General features: G+C 69.6%; 28 protein-coding genes and 1 pseudogene. 15 read left to right on the forward strand and 14 right to left on the reverse strand.

Going from position 1 to position 22,335, the window contains the following annotated elements; translation table 11 throughout:
- Positions 1–12 precede the first annotated feature (12 nt).
- The 3 genes from C475_RS07385 to C475_RS07395 all read left to right on the forward strand — a co-directional run bounded on the left by C475_RS07385 (position 13) and on the right by C475_RS07395 (position 2,116).
- Positions 13–1,011 carry an ABC transporter permease gene (locus tag C475_RS07385; protein ID WP_006883177.1) on the forward strand — a complete coding sequence of 333 codons (999 nt, stop codon included), beginning with the start codon at positions 13–15 and terminating at the stop codon, positions 1,009–1,011.
- A gap of 80 nt (positions 1,012–1,091) precedes the next feature.
- Positions 1,092–1,472, forward strand: coding sequence for a DUF7268 family protein (locus C475_RS07390; RefSeq protein WP_006883178.1), 381 nt, complete (start codon positions 1,092–1,094; stop codon positions 1,470–1,472).
- Between the two features lie 104 nt (positions 1,473–1,576).
- Positions 1,577–2,116: a DUF7529 family protein gene (locus C475_RS07395; RefSeq protein ID WP_006883179.1), complete on the forward strand. Its 540-nt coding sequence runs from the start codon at positions 1,577–1,579 to the stop codon at positions 2,114–2,116.
- A gap of 56 nt (positions 2,117–2,172) precedes the next feature.
- On the opposite strand, the gene C475_RS07400 is transcribed toward C475_RS07395, so the two are convergent.
- Complete coding sequence (locus C475_RS07400) at positions 2,173–2,916, reverse strand: DUF5806 family protein (RefSeq protein ID WP_006883180.1); 744 nt, start codon at positions 2,914–2,916, stop codon at positions 2,173–2,175.
- Between the two features lie 132 nt (positions 2,917–3,048).
- Here C475_RS07400 and C475_RS07405 point away from each other — a divergent pair, with 132 nt between their 5' ends.
- Positions 3,049–3,480 carry a hypothetical protein gene (locus C475_RS07405; protein ID WP_006883181.1) on the forward strand — a complete coding sequence of 144 codons (432 nt, stop codon included), beginning with the start codon at positions 3,049–3,051 and terminating at the stop codon, positions 3,478–3,480.
- Positions 3,481–3,484: 4 nt separating this feature from the next.
- Positions 3,485–4,189, forward strand: a complete 705-nt coding sequence (locus tag C475_RS07410) for a DUF7546 family protein (protein WP_006883183.1) — start codon at positions 3,485–3,487, stop codon at positions 4,187–4,189.
- A 33-nt stretch (positions 4,190–4,222) separates the two neighbouring features.
- Here C475_RS07410 and C475_RS07415 read toward each other — a convergent pair whose 3' ends face one another.
- The 4 genes from C475_RS07415 to coxB all read right to left on the reverse strand — a co-directional run bounded on the left by C475_RS07415 (position 4,223) and on the right by coxB (position 9,173).
- Entirely contained in the window at positions 4,223–5,404 is a 1,182-nt protein-coding gene (locus C475_RS07415; protein ID WP_006883184.1) for a hypothetical protein, read from the reverse strand.
- 94 nt (positions 5,405–5,498) lie between these two features.
- On the reverse strand, positions 5,499–5,780 hold the full coding sequence (locus tag C475_RS07420) for a cytochrome C oxidase subunit IV family protein (protein WP_006883185.1): 282 nt from the start codon (positions 5,778–5,780) through the stop codon (positions 5,499–5,501).
- 4 nt (positions 5,781–5,784) lie between these two features.
- A complete protein-coding gene (locus C475_RS07425) occupies positions 5,785–8,328 on the reverse strand; it encodes a cbb3-type cytochrome c oxidase subunit I (RefSeq protein ID WP_049930269.1) in 2,544 nt (847 codons plus the stop codon).
- Between the two features lie 35 nt (positions 8,329–8,363).
- Positions 8,364–9,173 (reverse strand): cytochrome c oxidase subunit II, encoded by an 810-nt coding sequence (coxB, locus tag C475_RS07430; RefSeq protein ID WP_049930249.1) that lies wholly within the window; start codon positions 9,171–9,173, stop codon positions 8,364–8,366.
- Positions 9,174–9,308: 135 nt separating this feature from the next.
- Between coxB and C475_RS07435 the strand changes: the two genes are divergently transcribed.
- From C475_RS07435 to C475_RS07445, 3 genes are all read left to right on the forward strand, one after another.
- Positions 9,309–9,842, forward strand: a complete 534-nt coding sequence (locus C475_RS07435; protein ID WP_006883188.1) for a DUF6789 family protein — start codon at positions 9,309–9,311, stop codon at positions 9,840–9,842.
- Between the two features lie 77 nt (positions 9,843–9,919).
- A complete protein-coding gene (locus C475_RS07440) occupies positions 9,920–10,126 on the forward strand; it encodes a hypothetical protein (RefSeq protein ID WP_006883190.1) in 207 nt (68 codons plus the stop codon).
- A gap of 226 nt (positions 10,127–10,352) precedes the next feature.
- Positions 10,353–10,931, forward strand: a complete 579-nt coding sequence (locus tag C475_RS07445; protein WP_006883191.1) for a DUF7090 family protein — start codon at positions 10,353–10,355, stop codon at positions 10,929–10,931.
- A gap of 53 nt (positions 10,932–10,984) precedes the next feature.
- Here the strand turns inward: C475_RS07445 and C475_RS07450 are convergent, their stop codons facing one another.
- The gene (locus C475_RS07450; RefSeq protein WP_006883192.1) at positions 10,985–12,259 is read right to left on the reverse strand and encodes an outer membrane protein assembly factor BamB family protein; all 1,275 of its coding nucleotides are present in this window, start codon (positions 12,257–12,259) and stop codon (positions 10,985–10,987) included.
- A 50-nt stretch (positions 12,260–12,309) separates the two neighbouring features.
- The gene (locus C475_RS07455; RefSeq protein WP_006883193.1) at positions 12,310–13,767 is read right to left on the reverse strand and encodes an aryl-sulfate sulfotransferase; all 1,458 of its coding nucleotides are present in this window, start codon (positions 13,765–13,767) and stop codon (positions 12,310–12,312) included.
- A gap of 328 nt (positions 13,768–14,095) precedes the next feature.
- Here C475_RS07455 and C475_RS24275 point away from each other — a divergent pair, with 328 nt between their 5' ends.
- The gene (locus C475_RS24275) at positions 14,096–14,254 is read left to right on the forward strand and encodes a DUF7563 family protein (RefSeq protein ID WP_006883194.1); all 159 of its coding nucleotides are present in this window, start codon (positions 14,096–14,098) and stop codon (positions 14,252–14,254) included.
- Positions 14,255–14,391: 137 nt separating this feature from the next.
- Here C475_RS24275 and glmM read toward each other — a convergent pair whose 3' ends face one another.
- Together glmM and C475_RS25105 are read right to left on the reverse strand one after the other, a co-directional pair.
- The gene (gene glmM / locus C475_RS07460) at positions 14,392–15,702 is read right to left on the reverse strand and encodes a phosphoglucosamine mutase (protein WP_006883195.1); all 1,311 of its coding nucleotides are present in this window, start codon (positions 15,700–15,702) and stop codon (positions 14,392–14,394) included.
- A 155-nt stretch (positions 15,703–15,857) separates the two neighbouring features.
- Positions 15,858–15,986: a hypothetical protein gene (locus C475_RS25105; protein ID WP_006883196.1), complete on the reverse strand. Its 129-nt coding sequence runs from the start codon at positions 15,984–15,986 to the stop codon at positions 15,858–15,860.
- 244 nt (positions 15,987–16,230) lie between these two features.
- On the opposite strand from C475_RS25105, the gene C475_RS24280 reads away from it, so the two are divergent.
- Positions 16,231–16,407, forward strand: coding sequence for a DUF7501 family protein (locus C475_RS24280; RefSeq protein WP_006883197.1), 177 nt, complete (start codon positions 16,231–16,233; stop codon positions 16,405–16,407).
- A 103-nt stretch (positions 16,408–16,510) separates the two neighbouring features.
- The gene (rpiA, locus tag C475_RS07465; RefSeq protein ID WP_006883198.1) at positions 16,511–17,191 is read left to right on the forward strand and encodes a ribose-5-phosphate isomerase RpiA; all 681 of its coding nucleotides are present in this window, start codon (positions 16,511–16,513) and stop codon (positions 17,189–17,191) included.
- A 39-nt stretch (positions 17,192–17,230) separates the two neighbouring features.
- On the opposite strand, the gene C475_RS07470 is transcribed toward rpiA, so the two are convergent.
- Positions 17,231–17,398, reverse strand: a complete 168-nt coding sequence (locus C475_RS07470; RefSeq protein ID WP_006883199.1) for a DUF1931 family protein — start codon at positions 17,396–17,398, stop codon at positions 17,231–17,233.
- A 297-nt stretch (positions 17,399–17,695) separates the two neighbouring features.
- On the opposite strand from C475_RS07470, the gene larB reads away from it, so the two are divergent.
- The 4 genes from larB (at position 17,696) to C475_RS07485 (ending at position 20,609) form a co-directional block, all read left to right on the forward strand.
- Entirely contained in the window at positions 17,696–18,466 is a 771-nt protein-coding gene (gene larB, locus C475_RS07475) for a nickel pincer cofactor biosynthesis protein LarB (protein ID WP_006883200.1), read from the forward strand.
- A 124-nt stretch (positions 18,467–18,590) separates the two neighbouring features.
- On the forward strand, positions 18,591–18,740 hold the full coding sequence (locus tag C475_RS24285) for a DUF7563 family protein (protein WP_006883201.1): 150 nt from the start codon (positions 18,591–18,593) through the stop codon (positions 18,738–18,740).
- Positions 18,741–18,755: 15 nt separating this feature from the next.
- Complete coding sequence (locus tag C475_RS07480; protein WP_006883202.1) at positions 18,756–19,079, forward strand: GIY-YIG nuclease family protein; 324 nt, start codon at positions 18,756–18,758, stop codon at positions 19,077–19,079.
- 93 nt (positions 19,080–19,172) lie between these two features.
- A complete protein-coding gene (locus C475_RS07485) occupies positions 19,173–20,609 on the forward strand; it encodes a phosphohexomutase domain-containing protein (RefSeq protein WP_006883203.1) in 1,437 nt (478 codons plus the stop codon).
- Between the two features lie 15 nt (positions 20,610–20,624).
- Here C475_RS07485 and C475_RS07490 read toward each other — a convergent pair whose 3' ends face one another.
- The 4 genes and pseudogenes from C475_RS07490 to C475_RS23805 form a co-directional block, all read right to left on the reverse strand.
- Positions 20,625–21,095 carry a GNAT family N-acetyltransferase gene (locus C475_RS07490; RefSeq protein WP_006883204.1) on the reverse strand — a complete coding sequence of 157 codons (471 nt, stop codon included), beginning with the start codon at positions 21,093–21,095 and terminating at the stop codon, positions 20,625–20,627.
- Between the two features lie 25 nt (positions 21,096–21,120).
- Positions 21,121–21,615, reverse strand: coding sequence for a peroxiredoxin family protein (locus tag C475_RS07495; RefSeq protein WP_006883205.1), 495 nt, complete (start codon positions 21,613–21,615; stop codon positions 21,121–21,123).
- Between the two features lie 77 nt (positions 21,616–21,692).
- Complete coding sequence (gene samp2, locus C475_RS07500; RefSeq protein ID WP_006883206.1) at positions 21,693–21,893, reverse strand: ubiquitin-like small modifier protein SAMP2; 201 nt, start codon at positions 21,891–21,893, stop codon at positions 21,693–21,695.
- Between the two features lie 71 nt (positions 21,894–21,964).
- Positions 21,965–22,335 (reverse strand): annotated as a pseudogene (locus C475_RS23805) (hypothetical protein); the annotation flags it as partial.

Genomic DNA, 22,335 nt, shown 5'->3' on the forward strand with positions numbered 1-22,335 from the left:
CGCTGTACAATTATGAGCGCCGACACACCGACAGACTCCGAGTCCGACGCCGCCTCGCCACCGGCCGCAGACGCCGACGGTGCGGTCGACCGGCGACAGACGCGCGGGTTCGTCGGTCGACTGCGCGCCTCGCCGTTCCTCTCGGACCTGCTGTCGAACCGGCTCGCAGTGGTCGGACTGGCGATAATCGTCGGGATGGTCGCCGTCGCGCTGTACGCCCGGTTCGGCTACGACCTGAGCGCGCTCACCCAGTCCAGGCTCGGGACCGAAGTCGCCGACCGGACGCCGCCGGGCTGGCTCGGGCCGGCCGCCTGGAACCAGCACCTCTTCGGGACCGACTCCGCGGCCCGCGACATCTACAAGCGGTGTCTGTACGGGGCCTGGCTGGCGCTGAAGTTCGGGACGATCACCGTCAGCGTCTCGACGGTGCTGGGCGTCTCGCTCGGTATCGTCGCCGCGTACTACGGCGACGTGACGGACAACGTCGTCATGCGGACGATGGACGTGCTACTGGCGTTCCCGTCGCTGCTCCTCGCGCTCGCCCTCGTGGCTATCTTCCCGCGCGAACTCGGGCTCTGGCGGGCGGTCGCCGCGCTGACGCTCGTGTACACGCCGCGGTTCGCACGGGTCGTCCGCGGGGCCGCGCTCACAGTGTTAGAAGATGAGTACGTCGACGCGACGGTGGCGCTCGGGGCGGCCGACCCCCGGGTCCTCGCCCGTCACGTCCTGCCGAACACGCTCGCGCCAGTCACCGTCCAGTCGACGCTGAACTTCGGGCTCGCGATCATCGACCTCGCGGCGTTGTCGTTCCTCGGCTTCGGCGCGCAGGCCGGGACGCCCTCGTGGGGACTGATGCTCTCCCGGGGCGTCGACAACGGCCTGCTCACGGGGAAGTGGTGGCTCTCGTTTTTCCCCGGACTGCTCCTCGCGGTCACCGTCCTCGGGTTCAACCTGCTCGGCGACGGGATGCGAGACGCGCTGGACCCGCGCATGCGGGAGGCCGTCGACTGATGGCCCGAACCGACGCCGCTCCCGGAACCGGCCCCGGGGCTGCCAGCGGTGGTAGGCACCGGGTCGCCGACGGCGGACCCGTGGACGGCACCGACGGTCGGTCCGTAGACGGCAGCGACGACCTGTGGCGCTGGGTCCGTCCGCGAGCGCGCCTCGTCGCCACTGCGGCCGCCGTCGGAGTCGTCGCCGGGTCGGCCGCGATGAGTGTGCTCACGGTGTGGAGCGGCGACGCCCGCGCCAGCGAGGCGACGGCGTTCGCGCTCGGCGCGCTCGGTCTGGGATTCGGCGTGCTCGGCTGGTCCGGCTCCGTCCTCGCCGGTCGCTCGATCGAGGCCGCACAACGGACCCTCGACACCGGGAGCGACTGGACGGAGGCGGACTCGCGGCGAGCGATGGCCCGCATCGCCGGCTTCGGTGCCGGCGTCATGGTCGGCGTCTCGGTGGTCGCGGCGGCGGTCTGAGCGAGCGACGGGCCGGTCGCCCCGGACCCGACGACCGGTAGACGCCGCATACCGCGTCGAACGGTCGTGCGCTCTTTTGCGACGAGCGACTGACCGATCGAGACATGCGCGACAAGGGGCCGGCCGACCCGGCGGAGAACCCCTTCCATCGGGTGACGGCGGACTGGAGAGCGGTCGTCGAGGACATGCACGCGACGGCGTCGGACTACCGCGAGGCGGGCTGGACCGCCGTCACCGTCCACCCCGGCGACGTGACCGTCCTGACCGGCGAGCCGCGGACCGCGGCCGAACAGACCGGCGAGTCCGAGCCCGAACCGCGCCGACTCGGGTTCGACGTTGTCGTCCCCGGCGACGAGTTCGAGGCGTTCCAGGCGGCGATGGCGGACCGATCCATCGAGGAGTGCACCGTCTTCGCGGCGACCGGCTCGGGCGTCGTCTACCTCGTCGTCGCCCTCGAAGCGGCAGACCGGGAGACCGTCGGCATCGTGCCGCTCTACTACGACGAGTCCGACCGGGAGGCGCTCGTCGACGCCGCTCGCGAGTACGGACTGTACACGCACGTCAGGCCGCTCCAGGACGATACCGTCGTCACCGTCGAACACGAGGCGTTCGACCCGTTCTTCCCCGAGGTCGATTCCGCCTGAGGGTCCGCGGTCGAGCAGGTCCGGGTGTCACACCGAGGATTCGTCCGCGCCGTCCATCAGTCGTCGTCGACGGCGTCGGCGGCGGTGGCCTCGAAGTGGTGGCCGCAGTCGGGACACTCCACCTCGTCGTGGCGCAGCGCCGCGGAGTGTTCGCGCACCTCGCGCATCACCTCGGAGATCTCGTCCTCGGCCGCCAGCTCCTCCTCGACGGAGAGTTCGACGCCCTCGACTTCCAGTAGGAACTTCGCGACCTCCGTGGCCTCGTACATCACGTCGTCCAGCTCCTCGGCGGTGAAGAAGTCACACATCGCCCCGTACAGGAAGGTCGCGCCGGCCTTGCGGACCTTCTCCTCGAAGGACGCGCGGGCCTGATTGACCGCCTGGGGGGTGTAGGTGTCGGTCATAAAGGGGACGAGTTCGGGGAGGTTCTCGCCGATCTTCGTCATCTCGACGCCGGTCTCGGTGCGGAAGTCCGCGCAGAGCCGCGCGATGGCCCACTCGCGGGCGGTGATGTAGGTGCGCTCGCGGAGGAAGTCGTTGGCGCGGTCGTAGGTGCCGCCGTCGATCTTCTTGAAGCGGTCGTACTTGGCCACGTCCGGCGGCAGATCCGGATCGGGTGCGCCGCCGGCAGGGTCCGCCGCGTCGGTGCCGACCGGGGTGTCCGCCGACTCGGCGTCGTCGGCCCCTGTGCCGTCGTCGGCCGGCTGTGCATCGGTCGTCTGTTCCGGCGGTTCGGCGTCCCCCTCGGTCGACCCCACGTCGTCCGCGTCGCCCTCGCCCGCTTCGGGTCCGTCGGTCATGGTCCCTTCTGTGTCGGCGCCCCGAAAAAGGGTGTCGGCGTCGCCGCCGCGCGGTGGAACCGGCGTTCCTCTCGGTTTGATTAAAAGAATAATTATAAACGCTGGATGGAAAGTGTCGTGTAGTAACGTACCATGGCAAACACGACCTACCTCGCGAGTACGGTACTGATGGGGCTGCTCGGGGTCGGGGTCGTCCTGTTCGTCCTCCGGTCGCGCCGGTGGCGTCACTACGTCCCGCGAGTCGCCGCCGAGGTCGCCGCCGGCGAGCGACCGGCCTCGGGGCTGGCCGAGATCGCCGGGCGGACGAGCACGTGGACGGTCGCCTACATCGCGCTCGTGCTCGGGTTCATGTTCGGCGCGATGGCCTACGCCGGCGGGGCGATCACCGGGCCGGTCGTCATCGGCGCGGTCGTCGCGCTGGTCGCCGCCTTCCTCGTCGCGGGCGTCTACGTCGCGATGCGAGACAACGGGCGCCCGAGCGCGCAGGCGGCCGCCGGCAGCGCAGTCGCGACCGGGCTGCTCGCCGTCGTCGCGATCACCGTCCTGCTCGTCACGACCGGGTGACCGGATGGCCCACTCGGCTCACCGGACCGCACGCACCTGGCCGGCCGGCGCGGGGCTGCTGGCCGCCGCGGTCGCGCTCGAACTCGTCCTCGTCGTCGGCTACTTCCTCGCGACGCCGGGGACCGTCACCGTCCCGCGCTACGTCCTCTACCCGTTCGTCTGGATCAACGCCGTCCTCGTCGCCGCCTACCGCACGCCGATCCCGTCGGCCCCGCCGCGTCGGCACCTCCTCGCCGGCGCGCTCGCCGCCGGCTACTTCCTGTTGCTCGCCAACTGGGCCGGTCTGGTGGGGCTGACCGTCGGCGGCCACCACCCCATCCCCGACGGGATCCTCGGAGTGAGCGTCGGCGCCGGCTCGCCCGGCTGGGGGCGGGTCCGCCTGATCACCCGGGCGTTCTACGTTTCGTTCGTCCCCTACCGCGTGATCGGCTACCTGGGACTCACCTATCTCGTCTACGCCGCTCTCGTCGACGCCAGCGGCGTCGTCGCCTCCGGAACCCTGGGGTTCGTCTCCTGTCTCAGCTGTTCGTTCCCCATCTTCGCCTCGGCTCTCACGGGCGTCCTCGGCGGCTGGGTCACGCTGATGTCGACCGCCATCGCCTACTCCGTGGACATCTCGACGGTCGCCTTCCTCGCGTCGGTCGCGCTGCTGTACTGGCGACCGGGGTTCCCGTCGCTGGGGAACGGGCGCGACGACACGGCGGAGTGACCGGGCGGGCGGCCGGCGACAGGCGGCCGCCCCTCAGGGTCCGGAGGGAACGCTCGGCGGCTCACAGGTCGACGCACTCGTCTGCCCGTCGACGAGGATGGCCGTCCGGAACGAGCAGTCGTAGCCGACCGGCGAGTCGCGCGGCAGGCGGATCTCGCCGCCGGTGGCCGGGTTCTCGAAGACCACCTGAAACTGCGCGTTGACCGCCGTCGCCTCCGCGCCGGGGCCGGCCTCGGCGCTGACGTGGCTGGTGAACCAGTCGTCGACCCGCTCGTTGTCCATCGTCACGCGGTAGGTGACTTCCTCGGTTTCGCCCGGTGCGATGACGGCGTCGGGGCCGAGGCTCTCCGCCGAGAGGTCGCCGCTCTCGGCCTCGAACGTGCGCACGTCGTTCATGTCGACGCTGACGCCGACGCCGTCCGGCGACGACGGGACGGGCACGTCGCCGGGATTGTGAACGAGCATGTGGAAGACCACGGTCGTCTCCGACTCGGAGACCTCGCCCCAGGTGGCCCAGCCGCGGCGGACCTCGTAGCCGACCGTGACACCGTCGCTGCCGCCCAGCGGGCTCTCGTCGAGGAGGTCGTCGCCGGTCTCGCCGGCACCCACCGACCGCGTGTAGGTGCCGGCCGTCTCGTTGACCGCGGCCGACATGGCGTCGACGACCGGCGTCGACTCGTTCAGCATCGTCCGCTGGCGGCGCACGTCGTGGCTCGCGCCGACGAACGTGTTCACCCGCAGCGTCGCGTTCGCGTCGAGGGTGACCGTCTCGTTGGCACGGACGTAGGCGACCCACCAGTCGGCCAGGCGGTCGTTGATCAGGTCCGTGCGCAGCTCGGTCGTGCTATTGCCTCTCGGTATCCGGATGTCGGACTTGCTCCCTTCGGCCAGGAGCACGTCGTTGAGGACGATGTCGTACTCTGCGCTGACGGACTCGCCCAGCGAGACGCCGACGGGATTGGGCTTGCTCACCCAGACCGTCGTGACTATCTCGGTCCGCTCGTCGGTGACCTCGCCCCAGTCGCCAGGGTCTTCGAGCCCGACCGCGGGCACACCGAGGATTCCGAGCAGGTACAGCACGACCAACAGACCGACCAGTCCCCCGAGCGCGACACCGACCCGACGGGGCCAGGTGGCGACCAGCGCTGCGAGCCGCGACCCCGAGCCGCCGTCCGCGCTCCCCGCCCCCGGATCCGCCGAGCCAGCCTCTGACATGACTGGACGGACAGACTGCGTCGAGCGGATAAACGCTGGCGATCGGAGCCGGGCGGGTTCGGACGGCGGTGCATACGATCGAAAACAGCCCGACCTACAGGATCGAGTAGGCCGCGGCAGTCGTCAGCGCGAGCGCGGCGAACAGCCCGCCGAGGAACAGGTAGGTGACCGACCGGGGCTCCCACCGGAGGTGCATGTAGTAGGTCGCGACGAACGCCGCCTTGACGAACGACAGGACGAGGATGAGCCCGAACGCCGTCCAGTAGGTCCCGGGGGCGTCGAAGTCGACCATGCCCGTCCGCTCGACGACCGCCTGCGTCGTCGACAGGGCCATCAGTACGACGAATATTCCGGTGTACAGTTTGAGTCGTGCCATTGTTTTACAGGATGTAGAACAGCGGGAACAGGAACAGCCAGACGATGTCGACGAAGTGCCAGTACAGCCCGAAGTACTCGATGCCGGAGTCGTCGTCGAGGTACGCGCCCCGCCAGGCCTTCGGGATCATGTACAGCAGCATGATCAGGCCGACGATGACGTGGGCGCCGTGCAGTCCCGTCGTGAGGTAGAACGTCGAGGAGGCGACGTTCGTCCCGACGTTCCAGCCGTTCGGGAACGCCTCCGTCGAGATGTGAAACAGGTGCTGCCACTCCAGACCCTTGTTGATCAGGAAGCCGACGCCCAGTAGCCACGTCAGCGAGAGGCTGGCGACGACGCCCCGACTGGAGTTCCTGTGGGCCGCGACCAGCGAGAGGACGACCGCGAAACTGCTCGCCAGCAGCAGGTACGTGTTGACGAGGCCGGGGAACGTGACGTGGGCCTCGGGGATGAACTCGTGGTGCCAGTGGATCCAGCCGTTGGCGACCCGGAGGAACAGGTACGAGCCGATGAACCCGCCAAAGAGGACCACGTCGGACGCGAGGAACGTCCACATCCCGAGTTTCATGTTCTCGACGCCGCCGAACGGCCACTGCTCGGCGACCGTGGGCTCGGGCACGTAGAACGGTTCGTTTGCGAGGCCGACGAACCCGACGGCGCTCAGGACGGCGCCGACCGCGGCCAGCCCGAGGTACGCGCCGCCGCTCTGGATCCCCGAGACGCCGAGAAAGGTGAGGAAACCGGCGAAGCAGACGACGAACGGCCAGAAGCTCGCGTGGTCGGCGTGGCGCTCGCCGCCGTGAGCGGTCCCCGTGCCGGCCGCGGCCGGCGTCGCCGTTCCGGACCCGCCGACCAGGCCGGTCCCGCCGGCGGTCGCGCCCTCAGCGCGGACGCTCCCGCGGTCGGTAGTCGTCCCCCCGTCGGTCGACGCGGTACCACCGTCCGTCGAGGGTGCGCCGGTCGGCTCGTCGTCGCCGCTCCCGTCGGCGGTCAGTTCGGGCTCGTCGCGGAAGGAGAGCGTTCCACCGGTGTAGCTCGGTTTCCCGGGGAAGTTCTCCAGCGGCGGCGGCGAGGAGACCGCCCACTCGGCGGTGGTGGAGTACTCCCAGGGGTTGTCGCCGACCTCCTCGCCGACGGCGATGCTCTTGAACAGGTTGTAGAACATGACGAGGAAGGAGGCGCCGAGGATGAACCCGCCGATCGAGGCGATCTGGTGCCAACTGGTGAGGCCGGGCGCGTAGTCGAACACCCGCCGCGGGGTCTCCCAGGCGACGAACAGCGGGAAGTACAGCAGGTTGAAGCCGACGAAGTACGTGACGAAGTGGACCTTGCCGAGGAACTCGTCGTACATCCGGCCGGTCATCTTCGGGAACCAGTAGTAGATGCCCGCAAAGAGGCCGGTCGCGCCCCCGACCATCACGTAGTGAAAGTGCGCGACGACCCAGTAGGTGCCCCGGAACTCGTAGTCGAGTACGACCGCGCCGAGGAAGACGCCGGTGATCCCGCCGATGATGAAGAGGATCAGGGCACCGAGCGAGAAGAGGAACGGCGTCGTGAATCGAATGCGGCCCTTGATCATCGTGTAGATCAGCGAGAAGACCATCAGGTCGAAGGGGAGCGAGATGCCGATGGTCGTGACCATGAACAGGGTCTTGATCTCCAGGTTGATCCCGGTGAGGAACATGTGGTGCATCCAGACGACGAAGCTCTGCAGGGCGACGAGCACCATCGCGAGGACGAACCACTTGCGGCCGACGATGCGCTGGCCGGTGAACGTCTGGAAGCACTCGGCCATGATCCCCAGCGCGGGGAAGAAGACGATGTACACCTCGGGGTGGCCGAAGAACCAGAACAGGTGGGTCCACAGCAGGGTCCCGCCCTCCGCCGAGAAGTAGGTCACGCCGAAGAGGTGTTCGGCGGCGAGGATCATCAGCGCCGCCAGCAGCGCCGCGAAGGCGAACAGCATCATCCACACCGTCAGCAGGATCGACATCGAGAATATCGGCAGGTCGCGCATCCGCAGCCCCTCGGCGCGCATGCGGTACATCGTCGTCAGGAAGTTGACCGAGCCCATCGTCACCGCGGCGATGAACATGATCAGCGCCAGGACGACGGTCGTGCCGCCGATGTTCGGCATGTAGGTGGGGAGGTTGAGCGGCGCGTACATCGTCCAGCCGCCGTCGAACGTGCCGCCCTGGAAGAACGACGCGACGAACAGCAGGCCCGAAAAGAGGTACGCCCAGTAGCTCATCGCGTTCAGCCGCGGGAAGGCGAGGTCGTCGGCGCCGATCTGTAGCGGGACGAGATAGTTCGCGAACCCGAATGCGAAGGGAGAGATGAACCAGAAGACCATCAGCAGGCCGTGGGCGGAGACGGCCTGGTTGTAGGCGCCGGCGCTGAGAATCCCCGCGCCGGGGCTCCACAGCTGGACGCGCATCAGCATCGCGAGCACGCCCCCGAGGACGAGGAAAAAGAGGGCGGTGATCGTGTACAGGATGCCGATGTCCTTGTGGTTGGTCGTGACGAACCAGCGCTTGACCGAACTCATCGGCGGGAACTCGTGGCCGCCGGCCTCACTGTGGCTCACGGCACACCTCCCGCGCGAGCGGGGACGAGGGCGCCCGGCGCCGAAACGGCCGCTTCGGTTCCGTTACCGGCCGTCGAATCGGACGCGCTGGCGTTCGCCGGCTCGGTGGCCGCGTACCACTCCTCGAAGGCCGACCCGTTCATCACGACCACGTCGGCGGTCATGCCTGAGTGGCCCTCGCCGCAGATCTCGTAGCAGTTGGCCTGGTAGGTGCCGGGCTCGTCGGCGACGAACCACGCGTTCGTGGTCTGGCCGGGGATCGCGTCGGCCTTCGCTCGAAGCTCCGGTATGCCGAAGTTGTGGAACACGTCCTGTGACGTCACCGAGAGGTTTATCACCGTGTCTGCGGGGACCCGGAGCGTGCTCGCCTGGGCGCCGTTGGGATAGGTGAACTGCCAGCCGAACCGGAACCCGTCGACCTCTACCGTCATCACGTCACCCCCGTTCTGCTGAACTTCCGTCGGCTTGCCCTCGACGTACAACAGCGACGCGTACGTCCAGATCACGAGCGAGAGGACGATGAACGCGCTGATGCCGAACGACAGGAACAACTTCTTGCCCTTGCCCCCGCCTTCCGGCAGTTCCCCCACCTCGGGCCTGTCCACGTCGGGCGCGGGGTCCTCGTCCTCGCGGTAGCGGTACTTGTAGGCGTTGTACAGCGTGTACGAGATGACGACGACCCCGACCAGCGTCCCCAGTCCGAGAAAGGCGACGAAGATGCTGTTGAACACCTCCGCCGGCGCCCGGATCCCGCTGGTCCCCGCCAGGACGGTGTCGCCGACCACTGCGCCACCAACATCTACCATATTCGATCACCAACGATCCACCCGGCCTTATTGCTTGTGGCGTGTTGACACTCCGCTTTTTCAGCTGGACGAACTGGTTCGGTCCATGCTATATTCGCCGCCGGGTTTTTGCCCGTCGGGTTGGTACGTGATCTCATGGCAGACACACGCGAGCTGGAAGAACAGGGGATCGAGGGGGAGGAGTTCGAGGATCCGACGGTGGTCGACGACGACTTCGACCGACTGTTCGGGATCGTCGCGGACGGTGTCGTCGGGGCGGCCGGGGGGCTCGTCGGGACGACGCTGATGACGGTCGTCCTGCTCATCGGCGAGAGCTTCGACGTGTTCACGCGGGCGTCGTTCGCGACGGTCACCGAGATGGTCGGTCTGGAGGGGCTGTTGCCGCCGGTCACCGCCGGGTACGTCATCTTCGTCCTCGCCGGGATGTTCCCGTGGCCGTTGCTGTTCGCCTCGCTCAAGGACTACCTGCCCGGCGGTCGGGACCCCGTCCACGGCATCTACTTCGGGACGGCGCTGTGGACCGGGTTCGTCTTCGCGTTCTACGACGGCTACGCCGGCCTCGCGCTGGTCGGCTATCTCGCCGTCACGCTCGTCGCCCACTGGGTCTACGGGATCGGCCTCGGCGCCGTCTTCGAGTACCTCTCGACCCGACCCGACACGCTGGTGTAAGTGCTAACTGACAGGACCGGCGCGGACGCGTCGGCCGCGAAACCGCCGCTTTTGACCCCCGGGACCGTAGCACCGGCATGGACAGGGATCAGATCCTCGAACTCGTCGCGCACTACCTCGTCATCGTCGTCATCGTCACGATCATCCTCGGCGTCGTCCGCGCCGCCGTCGGCGAACTCGGGTTCTGGCTGGAACTCGCCGTCGTCGTCGTCATCGTCATGCTGTATCGCCCGGTCGTCAAAGCCATCGGCATGGAGCCGAGCGCCTGGCAACGCGGCGACTGAACGAGTCGGGTCGGCACTGACAGCCCTCGACCCGCTGGCGGTCGCTGTCACTCGCGCGGACACCAGAACGCCCCGCACCGCAACAGCACCGTAACCGCCCCACACAGCACAGCACCGTCCCGCACGGCGCCGCAATCGCACCGCAATGCCGACCGCCGCGGCCCCGGCTGGAGAACAGATGGGGCGGAAGGCCACGCTTAAGACGATTCCAGCCACTTCCCTGTACATGGATTACCAGCTCGCCATCGAGAACACGCCGGACACGGTACCCGGCGGGACGGGCATCCTCCTGCTGCATCCGAGTACGGGCGAGACCGACCGCATCGACACGGAGTTTCTCAGCACCGACACCGACGAGATGCTGGTCATCTCGACGCGGACCACCGCGCGAGAAGTGCGCCAGAAGCTCGAACACTACGAGGTCGACGAGGACCGCGCGACGATCCTCGACGCGCTGTCGGTCGAACGGGGCTACACCCGCCGCCAGTCCGAGAACGTCAAGTACGTCTCCGCGCCGGACGACCTCGACGGCATCGTCGACGAGACGCGCGTGTTCCTCGAATCGACCGAGGGCAAGCGCCGGGTCAGCCTCGACTCGGTGACGGAGATGGTGTACTACTCCGACGCCGAACGGGCCGCCGAGGCCGTCGACGCCATCCTCGAACTGCTGGCGGAACACGACGCAGTCGGCCTGTTCCATCTGGCGAAGGGCGTCCACGACGACGACGAACTGGAGGACTTCCGCGCGCGGTTCGACGGCGTCGTCGACCTCTCCGAGGACGGCTCGGTCGAGGCCGACTTCTGAGGGGCGGCGCCACTGCGTACCGCTCTGCGCGGTTTCGGACCGTGCTCCGGGCCTCAGCCGGTTCCGAAGCGGTGGAGCGTCCCGTATTCGGTCGCGACGAAGACGGACCCGGCGGCGACGGTCCCGCCGGTCGGCTCCGCGTCGAGGGCCCGCCGCGATCGCTCGGTCCCGTCGGCGAGCGCGACGGCCGCGAGCGCGTCCGTGTCCTCGTCGGCCACCGGGCCGGCCGCGAACACCGTGTCGCCGGCGCAGGCGAGTACGTTCTGCCCGCTGACGGGGACACTCCACAGCCGGTCGCCGGACGACGCGCCGAACGCCGTCACTCGCTCGTACGCCCCCGCGACGACCGTGTCTCCGGTGACGGCGAGTGACTCCGCGCCGACGGGGCCGTCCCGGTCGCGGGTTGTCCACTCGACCTCGCCGTCGTCCGCGTCGAGGGCGCTGACCTCGCTGCCGTCGGTCAGGTAGACGGTTCCGCCGCGGACCGCGAGGTCCGCGACCGGCCCGCCCGTCGGATAGACCCATTCCACCGCGCCCGCGTCCGGGTCGAGGGCCAGAACCCACCCGAGGTTCGTGTAGTCGCTGTTCGACCCCGCCGCGCCGACGTACGCGCGACCGTCGGCCACCGCGACACACCGGACCGCAGTACCCGGGTCCGAGAGCGCGAGTCGAACGCCGAGTTCGCCCGACTCGGCGTCTACCGCGAGCGCGGTCGGGTCGAACTCGTGGCCGGTGAAGACGGTGTCGCCCGCGATCACCGGGGAAGCCGACACCGAGGCGGGGAGCGTCCGGCGCCATCTGCGCTCGCTGTCGGAGAGGCCCACCGCGCTGAGGTGCGAGCCGGTCCCGTCGTTCTCCCAGGGAGCGAACCCGGCCCCGTCGTCGATCGCGGGCGTCACGTGGCTGATATCGTCGTGCGTCACGGACCATCGCTCCGTGCCGTCCGCCGGGTCGAACGCGGACAGCGCCGCGTCGTGGCGGGTGGTCACCACGAGGAGCGTCCCGTCGGCGACGACCGGCGTTGTCGGGCTGTTCTGACCGGTCGATTCCGACCACGTCCGTTCGAGCGGAACCCGTTCGGGCGCGTTCTCGGCCGGCGCCGCTGCGGTCCCGGCGGGGTCGTAGCCGGCCATCGGCCACGAGCCGGGCGCCGGTCGCTCGTCGGAGTCGGCGGTCACGTCGGCCGGACCGTCCTCGACGGTCCACTCGATGGATTCCGGCGTCCGCGGCCGGCGCTCGTCGTCGGTGAATCCGAAGTCCGTCACGCACCCGCCGACGAGCGCGCTCCCGAAGACGGCGAGCGCGCGGCGTCGTCCGACGTTCTTCACGGAAGACACTTCCGACGCGTCGGTAAATACTTTCAGGAGCCGCGGCGCCGTCAGTCGTCCGATCGACTCGACTCGCCGGCTGACGGGCGCAGGCGGTCGTAGCCGGCGCGGAGGCGGCCCCCGATCCAGCGCCGGTGATACACCGCCTCGCCGCCGGCCCAGCCGAGCGTGACGACCGCGGCGCCGAGCAGGGCGACGAACGCCCAGGGGTCCATCCAGACGGGCCGGACCCAGGGGGCGATGTGCGCCCACCGTTCGGCGAACCAGTCGACCTGCGCCGAGACGAGCGTGCCGTCGAACGTGGTGTGGAGCCACGAGGCGAAGGTCGCCCGCTCGGTCGCACCGGGGGTGAGCGCGGCGCTGCCGTTCAGGCCGTAGGCGCCGCTTGCGTTCTGGTCGGTGATCGCGGGGCCGCCGGGTTCGTCGCCCAGGTAGACGCGTTCGGCCTCGTAGGTGCCCCACGGGGCGTAGTACTCCCAGACGACCTCGCCCTCGGGCGTGACCTCCATGACGCGGTGGTTGAGCGAGTCGGTGACGAGCGTGTTACCGTTCGGAAGCCGGTCGGCGTCGCGGGGCCAGTTGAGGTTGCCGTCGGCGCCGAGGTTCCAGGTGCGGTTCCAGGTGGCGTTGCGCCCCTCGCCGCCCGCGTGCTCGTACTCGACGACGCGGTCGTTCTCGCTGTCGGCGACGAGGATCGTCGGGGTGCCGTCCTCGCTCTCGAGGTAGTTAGGGTTGTGCTGCTCGTAGATGACGCTGTGGTCGCCCGGCGTGCCCAGCGACAGGTCGACCTCCTTGGTCGAGCGGTTGATGACGACGACCTCGTCCATGTTGCGCGGCGAGGCCATGTACCGGCCGTCGTCGAGTTTGTCGATGTCGTTGACGTGGGTCCAGTCGCCGGTGTAGCCGCCGTTGCCGCCGCTGGTGTCACCGCGGTCGTAGATGCGCTCGAAGCGGTACTCCCAGACCGTCTCGTCGGTCGTCCGGTTGTAGACGAAGATGCGGTCGTCGTTGGTCTCGGTCGTCTCGTTGTAGTTGCGCATGTTGGCGACGAGCAACTCGTCGCCGTTGATCAGGTCCACGTCGTGGGTGTCGTCGGCGTCGAGGCGTTCGGTCCAGACGCGGCTGTTACTGGCGGGGTCGTACTTGAAGACGGTCGTCCCGCCGCGGGTGACGCCGGTGACCAGCAGGGTGCCGTCGTCGAGCGGGTCCACGTCGTAGAACCACGTCACGTCGTCCTGGGGCTCGTAGTTCCACTCCAGATCGCCCTCGGGCCCGACGCCGACGAGTCGCGCGGGCTTCTTGGAGCTGTTCTGGCCGCGGCCCTTGAACCCCTGAACGGCGATGACCGTGGTGCCGTTCGCGGGCTCGTCGATGGCGCCCTGCTGGAGTTCGACCGGTTCGTGCGTGAGCGCGGAGACCCCCGACGGGATCAGCAGTATCGCGACGAGGGCGACTACGCAGAGGCGGGCGACCAGCGGGCGAGTGAGTTCGAGTGAGTCCAGATCCATGCGACGACCCCCGGAGATGCCGTCCGGTTGTCGGGTCTCACCCGCCTCTCGGTAATAACCGTACCGCTCTGGTGCGGTCGCACGCGATCGGGTCCCGATAGCCCCGACTGCGAGTCGCACGAGCGGGTTCCGACGGTGAATCGTGTTCTTCGATCCGACACTATCGTTCTGTAAATAAATGATGCGTTCTGTATGTCTGGATCAGAGATCCCGCCAGGCTCGCCGCGTGGATTCGATTCTGACGCCGTCACGCCGGGATTCGGCGGGGTGTGCGTGCTACTACCAAATCACCAACCATTAAGGTCCAGTACTCGAAGGGATATACCGTATGCCGGAATGCCAGAACTGCGGTTCCTTCGTTACCGCAGACTACGCACGGGTGTTCACGCCCAACGGTGTCGAGTCGCCGCGCGTCTGTCCTCAGTGCGAGGACAAGATCCGCGACGGGGCCGACGTCCGCGAGGCGCGCTCGACCCGCCGCGGCTAGGGTCCTGCATCGTCGTGAACTATCGGGGGGAGGCGGCCTGGCGGGTTCGGGGGGACCCGCCCGGGACGCTGCCAGGACGCTTCTCCTGTCTCTGATTCCCTGTCGAGCGACTGCCCAGAACGCCTGGCGCGGGCCGGTCAGGCCTCGACGGCGTCGACCAGCAGGTTTCGCGCCTCGGCGAAGACCGCCTCGGCGCGGTCGGCGTCGCGGGCCTCGGCGGTGATCCGAACGATCGGCTGGGTGCCGCTGGCCCGGAGGAGGAACCACGCGTCGCCCAGGTCGACGCGGACGCCGTCCAACGTGGTCACCTCGTCGTACTCCGCGAGGACGCGCTCGCTGACCCGTTCCATCACCGCGTCCTTCTCGTCGGTCTCGACGGCGTCCCGGCGGATCGGGTAGGTCTCGACCGCGGCGAGCCGGTCGGCCAGCGGCCGCTCGGCCGCGAGGGCGGCGACCTTGCAGGCCGCGAGCGGGCCGTCGGGACAGAGCGTCTCCGCGGGCCAGATCCAGGCGCCGCTGGGTTCACCGCCGAAAGCCACGCCCGGCTCGCTGGCCCGTTCGGCGACGTACACGTCGCCCACCCGCGTGCGCTCGACGGACACGTCGATCTCGGCGAGGTGGTCGTCGACCGCGAGGCTGGTGTCGACGGGGGCGGCGACGCGCTCGCCGGGGCTCGCCGCTTCGCGAGCCAGCAGCGCGAGGGTCACGTCGCCCGAGAGGTAGGTGCCGTCCGCGGCGACGCAGCGCATCCGGTCGGCGTCGCCGTCGTGGGCGATCCCCAGATCGGCGTCGCTTTCGGCGACGAGCGTCGCGAGGGACTCGCAGTTCTCGGCGGTCGGCTCGCTGGGTCGGCCCGGAAAGGAACCGTCGGGCTGGGCGTTGAGCGTCTCGACTTCGCAACCGAGTCGCTGGAGCGCGTCGACGGCGACGCCACCCGCACCGTTACCGAGGTCGACGACGACCGAGAGCGGGCCGTCGATCCTCACGGCGTCGACGAGGGCGTCGACGTGGCGCTCGGCGGCGTCACGCCGGACGCGGTCGCCGAGGTCGTCCCACGGGCGGAGGTCAGTGACGTCCTCACGGACGCGCTCGGTGATCGTGTCCTGGAGGGGGCCGTCGAACGCCTGCCCCGAGGGCTGCCAGAGTTTAATACCGTTGTCGGGCGCGGGGTTGTGCGAGGCGGTGACGGAGACGCCGGCGTCGGCGTCCTCCGCGGCGACGCTCCGGGCGACCGTCGGCGTCGCGGCCAGACCGAGGTCGACCACGTCGGTCCCCGACTCCCTGAGCCCGGCGGTGAAGGCGTCGACGAGCAGGCGGCCGCTCTCGCGAGCGTCGCGGCCGACGACGACGCGGTCGGCATCGACCCCCACCGCACGCGCCACCGAGAGCGCGAGCTCGGCAGTCACGTCTTCGCCGACGGGTCCCCGGATGCCGCTGGTTCCGAACATACTCCACCGTCGTGCGGTCGGACCAAAAAGATCGGCCGTCGACGCGAGCGGATCACCGTCGCTGCGGTGTGGTCGACGGGAGAAGGGTGGATGCCTGACAGTATCCAGTGACTCGCCGCGCGGGCGGGTGGCTGTGCGTCTTCGACGTGTCCCGGTCAGTCGGCGCCGTGGCGCGGCGCGTGACCGCAGTCGCCGCACTCCCAGGACTGGTGTTCGAACGTGATCCGACCGTCGCAATCGGGACACCGATACGCCCCGACGGCTGTGTGCTGCTGCGTCGCCATTACCGGAGTACAGACGATTCTCCGGTATAAACGTTCCTATTATTCTGAATTGAGAATATAAGGTCTCGGTTCCGGTGTTTTGTGGCCCTCTGTCACGTCTTTGTGAACTGTTCACGCAGGCCTGGGACTCGAATCCGAGATAATCGTTTCTGGTCGAGAAAATATAAGGGAAATATATTAGCACACACCTGACCTAGAGTGTTTGCCGACAATCTTTATATCGATCGTGGCGGTCGGTCGAGATATGGCAGCGACAGATTCCTGGAACGATCCCGAGCGGTGCCCGTTCTGCGGCGAGGCGCTCGCGTCGCCGGGTGCGGGGTTCGTCGACCACACGGCGGAGAACCCGGACTGCGCGACGAAGTTCGAGACCTGGCGCGACCGGGTCGACGGCGACGTGCGCGGCGGCTGGGGCGGGTGAGCGCGGCCGGCGGGTCGGTCGCGGTGCGTCGCCGGGCGCCGGCCGGCCGGTGGTCGACCCGCGGTCGGTAGCGTTTTTGCGTGCCACGGGCGATGGGTCGGGTATGAACCAGAGCGAGCGCGAGGCGGCCAAGCGCCGCGCGGGCGAGCGCGCGGTCGAAGCGGTCGAAGACGGGACGGTCGTCGGTCTCGGGAGCGGTAGCACGGCGGCCCACGCCATCAGAGCGCTCGGCCGCGAGGTCGACGCGGGCCTCGACGTCGAGGGCGTTCCCACGTCCTTTCAGGCCCGAGAGATCGCCGTCGACGCCGGGATCCCGTTGACGACGCTCGACGAGGCCGACGTGACCCTGGCGATCGACGGCGCCGACCAGATCGCCGGCCGGGACCTCCTCAAGGGCGGCGGTGGCGCCCACGCCCGCGAGAAGATCGTCGACGCGGCCGCCGACCGGTTGCTCGTCGTCGCCGATCCCACCAAAGAGGTCGACGTGCTCGACGACCCGGTGCCGGTCGAAGTGCTGCCGGACGCGCGGACGCCCGTCGCCGACGCGGTCCGGCGACTCGGCGGCCGACCGGAACTCAGACGAGCGGACCGCAAGAGCGGCCCCGTCGTCTCGGACAACGGCAACCTGATCCTCGACTGCGAGTTCGGTGCGATGCCCGCCCCGACCGGACTGGCGGCGGACCTGTCGGCCCTGCCGGGCGTCGTAGAGCACGGGCTGTTCGTCGACTTCGCCGACGAAGTGTGTCTCGGGACGGAGTCTGACGTGACGGTCTTCGAGCCGTGACGTCGCTCCCCCCCGAAAAAATTCGTTGTTCCGTCGACCTTACAGGTCGCGCGGCTGAACCGTCTTCCGGTCGTTGGCCTCGGCGCGTCGCTGCGCTTCGTCGAGGAGCTCCTCTACTTCCTCGTCGAGGGCGTCGTAAAAGTCGCGGGAGACGTTCATGTCTTCGAGCGCTTCCTTGACCGAGTTCTTGACAATGAGGTCTGCCATACAAGTCACGTGAACAGATGGATGGCTTATAAACCTTATCAATTATGCGCAGTCTCGCCGGCTTTGTCGGGGGTCTGAGCGCCGCTCCGGCCCGGTCGGGGCCTGCGAGCGACGGGAGTTTAAGTATCTTTTGGGAGCGGTGCCGTCTGACCGCGTGGAAATCGGCCCGTTCGGAGGTGTGGGGCCGCTCGCGCGCGCTTCGGCGTGGTTGAGAGGTCGGTGTCAGCGGTACCAGCGGAGCGGGCGGCCACGGCCGAAAAGAGGGACGGTCAAGTGGGTCGAACGTTCAGGGGGTGTATGCGCGAACTACTCGAAGCGGTCGCGGCGGGGGACGTTTCGCCCGCCGAGGCCGAGGCGGAACTCGCGGGGTACGCCACCGGCGATGCCGGGCGGTTCGACGCGGCCCGGACGACCCGGAGCGGCGTCCCCGAGGCGGTGCTGGCGGCGGGCAAGACGCCGTCGGAGGTGGCGGCGCTGGCCTCGACGTCCGTCGAGACGACCGGCCGAGCGGTCGTGACGCGGGCCGACGACGCCGTCGAGGACGCCGTCCGCGACGTGCTGGCCGCCGACCACCCGGACGCGACCGTCGACGCCGACGGCCGCTCCGGCGTCGTCGTCGCGACGACGCCCGGTTTCGAGCGACCGGACCTGGACGCAGCCGTCGGGGTCGTGACGGCGGGGACCTCCGACGCGGTCCCCGCGGGGGAGGCCGCCGCCATCGCCCGCGAGATGGGTGCGACGGTCGAACGGGTCGACGACGTGGGGGTCGCGTCCCTCGCGCGCGTGGTGGACTCGCTCGAACTCCTGCGCCACCAGGACGTACTCGTCGTCGCCGCCGGCCGTGAGGGCGCGCTCCCGACGGTCCTGGCGGGGCTGGTCGACGTGCCGATCATCGGGCTCCCGGTCTCCACGGGGTACGGCCACGCCGGCGAGGGCGAGGCCGCGCTCTCGGGGATGATCCAGTCGTGTACGGCCCTCTCGGTCGTCAACGTCGACGCCGGCTTCACGGCGGGCGCGCAGGCCGGCCTGATCGCACGGCGGATCGACGCCGCGCGGGCCGGCCGGTGAGCCGAAGACGGCCGTTCTGGCGCTTCTCACCCGGTTACACGGGTGACACCAAACAGCGTTGGTACACCCGTTATATCCGGGGCGCGCCAAGGTACTGGTACCGGTTGACAGCCGGGACAAACGCATGCCAACGTGTAATCACTGCGGTGCGCACGTCTCCGACCAGTTCGCTCGCGTCTTCGCCGACGAGACCGGAGCGGTTCACGCCTGTCCGAGCTGCTCGGCGAACGCGGGAATCGCCGAGGTCGCGAGAGAGCGCGCCCCCGAAGCGTAGTCCCCGCATAGCCCTATGACCGACCCGCGGACCGCCGATCCCGACCATTTCGTCTACCTTCTGCGCTGTGCCGACGATACCTTCTACACCGGGTACACCACCGACGTAGCGCGCCGCGTCCGCGAACACGACGAGGGCGCGGGCGCCAAGTACACCCGCGGCCGGACGCCGGTCGAACTCCTTCACGTCGAGGGGTTCGATTCGAAGTCCGCCGCGATGTCCCGCGAGTACGAGATCAAGGACGGGTCGCGGGCCGCCAAAGAGCGCCTCGTCGCCGAGGGGGGCGTCCCCGAGTCGGTCGACCTGCCTGCCCCTCTACTGGCCGACGACGCCCGGTGAGCCTCCGCCGAGAGGCCGCCCACACCTGCCGCGACACGCGTGGTAGCACGCCACGCACACACCTTTTTCCGCCAGGGAGCGGTGCCTACGGGCATGAACGCTGACGCAGACGCCGACGCCATCGAGTTCGGCACGGACGGCTGGCGCGCCACGCTCGACGAGTTCACCGAGCCGCGCGTCCGCATGGTCGGCCAGGCGGTCGCGACGCACTTGCGAGAGGAGTCCGACGACTCAGACGCCGAGGGCGGAGTCGGCACCGTCGCCGTCGGCTACGACGCCCGCGAGACGTCCCGCGGGTTCGCCGAGGAGCTCGCCCGGGTCCTCGCCGCCAACGGCTTCGACGTGCTCGTCCCGCCCCGCGACCTGCCGACGCCGGCCGTCGCCTGGACCGTCCGCGAGCGCGACCTCGCGGGCGGCCTGATGGTCACCGCCTCCCACAACCCCCCCGAGTACAACGGCGTGAAGTTCCTCCCGGCCGGCGGCGCGCCCGCCCTCCCAGCCGTCACCGACTCGCTCGCCGACCGGCTCGCCGAGCCCGACCCGCTCCCCGACGAGCAGTGGGGGGACGTCGAAGAGGTCGACCTCGTGGGGCCGTACACCGACCGCGTGTTCGACGCCGTCGGCGCCGACCTGTCGGGGCTGTCGGTCGTCTACGACGCGATGCACGGCAGCGGCCGCGGCGTCACCGACGACCTCCTCGACCGGGCCGGCGCCGACGTGGACCGCATCCGCTGCGACCGCGACCCGGAGTTCGGCGGCGACTCGCCCGAGCCCACCGCCGCCCTCCTCGGCGACCTCGCCGACCGCGTCGCCGAGTCGGACGCGGACCTGGGGATCGCCAACGACGGCGACGCCGACCGGATCGCCGTCGTCACGCCCGACCGGGGGGTTCTCGATCCCAACTTCTTCTTCGCAGCGACCTACGAGGCGCTGCTCGACGGCGAGTTCTGGGACTCGTCGGCCGAAACGAGCGGCGACGTGGTCCGGACCGTTTCGACCAGTAGCATCGTCGACCGCGTCGCCGAGGACCACGGTCAGGCGGTCCACGAGACGGCGGTCGGGTTCAAGTGGGTCGCACAGGCAATGGCCGACCACGACGCGCTGCTGGGCGGCGAGGAGAGCGGCGGGTTCGGTATCACGACCCACCTCCGCAACAAGGACGGCGTCGCCGTCGCCGTCCTCGCCGCGGCCATCGTCGCCGCCGAACCCTACGACGACCGCGTGGACGCCCTGCTGGACCGCCACGGCGACATCGTCCAGGACCGGGTCAGCGTCGACTGCCCCGACGAGCGCAAGGAGCCGGTGCTCTCGGATCTGGAGGACGCCCTGCCCGACGAACTCGCCGGCTCCGAGGTGGAGAACGTGTCGACGGTCGACGGCTTCAAAGTCTTCCTCGCCGACGACACCTGGCTGCTGATGCGCCCGAGCGGGACGGAACCGAAGCTCCGGGTCTACGCCGAAGGCGGCTCGCAGGAGCGGGTCGACGAACTGCTAGTGGCCGGCCGCGAACTGGTCGAGCCGCTGGTCTGAACGGCGGGCGCTCTCTCACTCGTCGTCCCGCGGCGTCGCGTCGCGGGACACGCCCCAGTAGCGGTCGCGTTCCGCATCCTCGATAGGTTCGATTTCGAACCCCAGCGACGCGTAGAACGGGCGGACGCCCGCGTCGAACTCGGCGGCCAGTCGGTCGTCCCGCTCGGCGGCCGCCGCGACCAGCGCCCGGCCGATCCCCTGGCCGCGACGGCGCCGCCGAACCGCGATGGCATCGATTTCGGTGGTCTCGGGGCCGTCGCTGTCTCCTTCGGACGCTTCGTCGGGTTCGACTAGCACGAGCGCACCGAGGACCGTCCCGCCGTCGGCTCCACCCTCGGTTTCCCCTCGAACCGCGACGAACGCGTCGCCCCTGGCGACGCTCGCGCGGACGCGGTCTGCCCCGGTTTCGAGTGCAGCGGCGTCGAGGACGCCGAGGATGCCGGTCACGTCGGCGGCCGTCGCCGGGCGGACGGTCACGTCGCGCATCGCTCGCTCGGGGCGCCCATCGCGTTCACTCCCGGACGCTATCCAGTCCTTCGAGGACGGTCGTCATCGAGGGGTGGTCCCAGGTGGACTTGCCGCGGTAGGTCCAGACGATCTCGGGCTCGGCGCCGCGCGTGTCGACGATAGCGACCGCGGGCAGGCGCCCGAATATCGGGAGTTCCGCGAACATCGGGAGGCGGACGGGCTGGTCGTAGTCGGCCCCGGCGGTCCCCTCGGGGTCGACCAGCAGCGGGTGGGGGAGGTCGAACTGCTCCTGCCACCACTCGGCCCCTTCGCGCCCGATCGGGAGGACGGAGACGGCGACGGCGTCGCGAGCGCGCAGGGCGGCGTAGCGGTCGCCGGCCTTCTTGGCCTGGGCGCGGCAGTCGTGGCACGCGTCGTCGTGGTGAAAGAGGAGGACGACGAACGACTCGTTCCGCGCCAGCGTCGCCAGCGAACAGGGGTCCGGTCCCGGTCCGACGTTGGGCAACTCGAACGCCGGCGCGGGCTCTGTGCCACTCATCGCTTCTCGATACTCGTCGCGTCCTCAAGAACACTGCGTAAGCGGACGAGGACGGGTCGCGCCCGTCGCTCCCGGGATCATCCGCCCTTTACGAGCCGCAACACCTCGACCCGCTCGGCCTCGACGGGGGCGTCCTCGGGGACGGGGCGGCCGTCGACGAGGACGGACACCTCGTGGGCGCCGTAGGGCAGCGGGTCGAGCAGGTCGGCGTAGGTGGCCCCGTCGTCGACTTCGACCTCGCGGGTGTCCTCGCCGGCGACGGCGACGGTGACGCGCATACCGGCCGATCCGTCCGCGCGGGCTTGAGCGTGTCGTCCGAGGACCGCTCGGTCCGCGATGCGGAGTCAGATCAGTCGGCGGGTTCGGCCTCGGTGTCGTCCGCTTCGGGCGCACGGGGCGCCCGCTCGCGGCGGTCGCGGCGGTCGCGGTAGCCGTCGACGAGGACGGCGACCAGCGCGCCGAACCCGAGCAGGAAGACGACGAAGCGGGTGAGCGCGCCGAGGACCGGGACGAGTCGCAGGACCGCGACCGCGAGGACGCCGACGAGCAGGGCGGCCCAGCGGTTCTCGATATCGGCCAACGAGAGCAGCCACGTCCCGAGGATGAACCGGCCGTAGATGGTGCCCAGCCAGACGAGCAGGCCGAACGCGACGCTCCCGGCGAACGCCAGTGGGATGCCGACGATGGTGATCGCGACCACCACGAGGACGATCGGAACGG

Source organism: Halosimplex carlsbadense 2-9-1 (assembly GCF_000337455.1).
Taxonomy (GTDB): domain Archaea; phylum Halobacteriota; class Halobacteria; order Halobacteriales; family Haloarculaceae; genus Halosimplex; species Halosimplex carlsbadense.